Genomic DNA, 5060 nt, shown 5'->3' on the forward strand with positions numbered 1-5060 from the left:
AAATCGACGCCCGTTGCCACGACCTCCAGATCGACTTGGCGGGCCAGATCGATGACGAACTCGACCGCCTGTGCGAACGCATCATCGGGCTCTTGGATGCCGGATGGCGGGCGGTCCGGGTCGTCACCGACCATGGCTGGCTGCTGATGCCAGGAGGCCTCCCGAAGTGCGACTTGCCGGGCTATCTGGTCGCCAGCCGATGGGCCCGGTGCGCAGCGATAAAGGGGGGCTCGAAGGTCGCCGTCCCGACGGCTGCATGGTTCTGGAACGCGGCCGACGAGTTCGCCACCGCGCCGGGCGTCGCCTGTTTCATCGCCGGCAATGACTACGCCCATGGTGGTTTGAGCCTGCAGGAGTGCCTGATCGCCGATCTGCATGTCACCCCCTCGGAGGAGAGCTCTGTCATCTCCGTGCGCATCACCGATGTCAATTGGGTGGGACAGCGTTGCCGCGTGACGGTCGAGCCCGCCGAGCCCGCCGTCAGAGTAGACCTTCGGACCAAACCGAATGTGCCCGATGCCAGCATCGCGGGCTCTGTGAAGGCCCTCGATGCCGAGGGCAGAGCGAGCCTAGTCGTGGAGAACGAAGATCTGGCCGGCACGGTCGCAGTGGTCGTTCTACTTGATAAGGCGGGCCGCGTGCTCGCAAGACAGCCGACGACAGTCGGTGATCGCGATTAATTGATGAAGAGTTTCCGCCATGGAAATGGACGCGCTCGATAGAAAGGCAGCCTCGGTCTTCGACGGCTATCTGGTTCGCAAGGACCTGGTCAGAAAGTATTCGCGCCAGTACCCGGTGCCGACTTATGTCGTCGAGTTCCTGCTCGGACGGTACTGCGCCACGGTCAACGAGGAGGAGATCGCCGAAGGAATCGAGATCGTCGAGAAGCAGCTCAAGGATCGCACCGTTCGCACTGGGGAAGAGGAGGTCTTCAAGCACAAGGCGCGCGAGCGAGGCTCGGTCAAGCTGATCGACATCGTTAAGGCCAGGCTCGATGCCAAGAACGACTGCTACATCGTTGAACTTCCTAGCCTGGCGTTGCGCGACGTGCGAATCCGCGACGAGCTGGTCCGCGAGCATGAGCGCATGCTGACCGACGGTTTCTACGGCGAGGTTTCGCTCGGTTACGACCCCCAGATTGCTCAACAACAAAGTGGGCGCCCTTTCTCGATCGAAACGCTGCGTCCGATTCAGATGTCCAAGTCGGATGTGCTGGACACCCTTTGCAGGGGGCGACGGGAATTCGAAACCGGTGAATGGATCGAGTTTCTGATCCGGTCAATCGGGCTGGAGCCGAGGGGGCTTGACGACCGCGCGAAGCAGATCGTGCTTCTCAGAATGGTTCCGTTCGTCGAGCGGAACTACAACTTCGTCGAACTCGGCCCCCGTGGCACTGGCAAGAGCCACCTGTTTCAGCAGATCTCACCGTATTCCCACCTGATCTCCGGTGGAAAGGCCACGGTTGCCAAGATGTTTGTCAACATGGCGAATGGACAGCGCGGGCTCGTCTGTCATTACGACGTCGTTTGTTTCGACGAGGTGGCGGGTATCTCCTTCGACCAAAAGGACGGCGCCAACATCATGAAAGGGTACATGGCGGCGGGCGAGTTCAGCCGCGGCAAGGACAGCATCCGGGCCGATGGCGGGATCGTCATGATCGGGAATTTCGATGTCGATGTTCAGCAGCAGCAACGCATTGGCCATCTCCTGAGCCCCCTGCCGCCCGAAATGCGCAACGACACCGCTTTCATGGATCGCATTCATGGTTATGCACCGGGTTGGGATTTCCCAAAGCTCGATCCGAACGAGCACCTCACCAATCACTTCGGACTGGTGTGCGATTTCCTGAGCGAATGCTGGCACGGGCTTCGGATGACCGGTCGCGTTTCCACGCTCCTGGAACGCACACATTTGGGAGGCGCCTTGAGCGGGCGCGATATCGAAGCCGTTACAAAGACGGCCAGTGGCCTCCTGAAGCTGCTTTTCCCCGATCCGGAAATGCCGGTTCCCGACGAGGATCTGGAGCGTATCATTCGTCTCGCTCTTGAGTCCCGGCGAAGGGTCAAGGAACAGCAAAAGCGCTGCCTGAAGAGCGAATTCCGCAACACCCACTTCAGCTTCACCCTTGGGGTGGACGGGATCGAGCAGTTTGTTTCGACACCCGAGCTTCACAGCGATGAGGCCATCGATCCCGATCCATTGCCACCGGGTCAGATCTGGGCCATCAGTCCGGGCGGAACCGAGGCGGGGCCCGGCCTGTACCGCATCGAGGCGACGGTCGGGCCGGGTTCCGGAATCAAGGTCTTGAACACACCAACCCCGCCATCATTCCGTGAGAGCGTGCGGGTCGGCGAGCAGAACCTTTACACCCGAGCGAAAAGCCTGGTGGGCGATCGTGACCCGCGGTCCCACGAATTTTCGATCCAGATGCGAGCGATGGATGCCGACCGCACCGGCGCCGGCGTAAGCTTCCCAGTTCTCGTAGCGCTCACCGGCGCGTTGCTCGAACGCAGCACGAAAGGCGGGCTCATTGTTGTGGGGTCGCTCAACTTGGGCGGCTCGATCGAGATGATTCCCAACGCCGTTGCGATCGCCGAGATCGCGATCGAAAAGCAAGCGTCTACTCTGCTAATGCCGATATCCGCGAGACGGCAACTTTTCGACCTGCCCGACGAACTGGCGACAAGGGTCAGCGTCGAGTTTTACAGCGAGCCAACGGACGGCGTATTCAAAGCGATGGTCGAATGACCCCATCACCTGCTCGCGCGACTAACTGCAAAAGCCAGGGATGACTTCTCGAAACGGGAAACGGGCTTAGCCGACATGACCTCACCAGTTACAGCAGCAATGCTCTACGACCTGGTCCAGTGCCCTCACCGGCCGACAATGGACTTGTTCGGCGACCCGGCGCAGCGCGACGAAATCAGCCCCTTCGTGCGTCTGCTCTGGGAAAAGGGCACGGCGTACGAGAAGAACGTGATCGACGGCCTCGAGCTACCGCTACTCGATCTATCGCGGTATGCCGGCGACGAAAAGGAATGGCGGACATTCGAGGCCATGCAGCGCGGCGAGCCGCTGATTTACAGCGCGCGTATCACCGCGGACGATCTTCTCGGAGATCCAGACCTGCTGCGGCGGGAGGGCTCTGGCTACGTGGCGGGGGACATAAAGTCCGGTTCGGGGGAGGAAGGCCAGGACGACGACGCGAAACTGAAGAAGCACTACGGTGTGCAGCTCGCCCTCTACACGGACATCCTCGAGCGCAGAGGCCTGGCCGGTTCGAGACGGCCATTCGTGTGGGATATTCACGGGGAGGAGGTCACCTACGATCTCGAGGAACCGCAGGGCAAGCGGAACCCAACGACGATATGGCAGATCTACCAGGACGCGCTGGCCCAGGCGCAGCGCATCGTCGCGCAAACCGAGCGGAGCGACCCGGCGTATTGTGGAGCCTGCAAGCTTTGTCACTGGTACACAGCCTGCGTAGCAGACCTCGAATCGGCCGATGATCTGACGCTGCTGCCCGAACTCGGCCGGGCGAAACGCGACGTCATGGTCGACCGAATTCCCACTGTATCCAATCTCGCGACGACCAACGTCGACGGGTTTATTTCGGGAAAGAAGACCGCGTTCAAGGGCATCGGGCCCGGCACGCTGCGCAAGCTGCAGGCACGCGCCAAGCTCAACAAGACGAAGGGCGCCGGGCCCTACCTCACGGCACCGGTCAGCCTGCCGAGCTCCGAGACCGAGCTCTTCTTCGACATCGAGGTCGATCCGATGCGCGACTTCTGTTACCTGCACGGCTTCGTCCGCCGCCGCGGTGGAGACAATACGACCGAGCGGTACGTCGCTTTTTTCACCGACGCGGTGAGCCGCGAAGAAGAGGAGCGCGCCTTCGCCGAGGCGTGGCGATACATCGGCGATCACCAGCCCTGTGTCGTCTACTACTACTCAAAATATGAGCGCACGATCTGGCGCCAGCTGCAGTCGAAGTACCCCTCGGTCTGCACCGCCGACGACATCGAGGATCTGTTCCATCCGAGCCAGTCGGTGGACCTCTATTTCGATGTTGTGAAGAAGGCCACCGAGTGGCCGACCCGGGATCACTCCATCAAGACGCTTGCCAAATTCCTCGGCTTCAACTGGCGGGATACGCACCCTTCGGGTGCCGCTTCGATCGAGTGGTTTGACCGCTGGATTCGAACGGGCGACCCCTCAGTGAAACGACGCATCCTTGATTACAACGAGGACGATTGTGTGGCGACGCGCGTAGTTCTCGACGGCATCCGGGCTTTGTCAGGCGGAGTATAAAGCTGCTTCGGCCTGCCTCCGCAGGATCAGCCCCTTACGCAACCCGTCATCGAATTTCCATCGTGACTGCGATTCTCGATTTTGGGGGAGCCAATGCCGGACCTAGATCTAGGTAACATTGCTGACGTTGATCTTTCCACCTCAGGGCGGAGTTCCACGGAACGCGCGTTTGCCGGCTATCGGTTGCTCGCGTGCATGGCGTGGCCGACGGATGAAGCCAGGCGGGAACAATTCTTGGCCACGGTGACAGCGAGGGCGATCGACTGGCTTGACAATTTGCATCTCGTTGAAGACCCGGATGATCCCCTGGTCGAGCTGGAAGCGGATTTCGAAGCGGCACGATCGCAAGTCAGATCCGATAGTTTTGAGTCCGAATTTCGGGCGCACGGTGGATACGGGTCGGTTGCAGCTGCCCCGGGTGTGGAGGCATTTAGGACTATCCTCGAGAACGTTGATGCACGTTGGCGTGCCGCCGGAACCGTGTTGTATCTGATCATGGCAATTGCCCAGCATCATCCCGAAATTCGAGGTGGTGCCAGCGTCAATAAGGCGGTCTTCCTGATGGAGTGTTTTGTGAAAGGATCGCAATTCCCGACCAATCGCAAGGATCTAATGGCCGCTTGGAGCGCGTACAAGAAAGTCGCCCATCTCTGCGCCGCGTACGTGTGTATGACTACGCGGATTTCCCAAGAAACCGAACCCACGCGAACGAAATTTATCGCTGGGCTTTTCTCCCAATGTCTTGCGTT

The 5060-nt window shown here is 60.2% G+C and carries 4 protein-coding genes; all 4 read left to right on the forward strand.

Annotation, left to right across the window (positions count from 1 at the left end; all coding sequences use genetic code 11):
• On the forward strand, positions 1-680 hold a 680-nt coding region (locus tag IH881_20165; protein ID MCH7870013.1), incomplete at its 5' end, for a BREX-1 system phosphatase PglZ type B.
• Between the two features lie 19 nt (positions 681-699).
• A complete protein-coding gene (gene brxL, locus IH881_20170; GenBank protein ID MCH7870014.1) occupies positions 700-2748 on the forward strand; it encodes a BREX system Lon protease-like protein BrxL in 2049 nt (682 codons plus the stop codon).
• A 75-nt stretch (positions 2749-2823) separates the two neighbouring features.
• Positions 2824-4311 carry a TM0106 family RecB-like putative nuclease gene (locus tag IH881_20175; protein MCH7870015.1) on the forward strand — a complete coding sequence of 496 codons (1488 nt, stop codon included), beginning with the start codon at positions 2824-2826 and terminating at the stop codon, positions 4309-4311.
• A 93-nt stretch (positions 4312-4404) separates the two neighbouring features.
• On the forward strand, positions 4405-5060 hold a 656-nt coding region (locus IH881_20180), incomplete at its 3' end, for a hypothetical protein (protein ID MCH7870016.1).

This window comes from Myxococcales bacterium (assembly GCA_022563535.1).
Lineage (GTDB): Bacteria > Myxococcota_A > UBA9160 > UBA9160 > UBA4427 > DUBZ01.

Coding starts and splice junctions, on each gene's coding strand:
- brxL (MCH7870014.1), top strand. CDS start 700: ATGGAAATGGACGCGCTCGATAGAAAGGCAGCCTCGGTCTTCGACGGC.
- IH881_20175 (MCH7870015.1), top strand. CDS start 2,824: ATGACCTCACCAGTTACAGCAGCAATGCTCTACGACCTGGTCCAGTGC.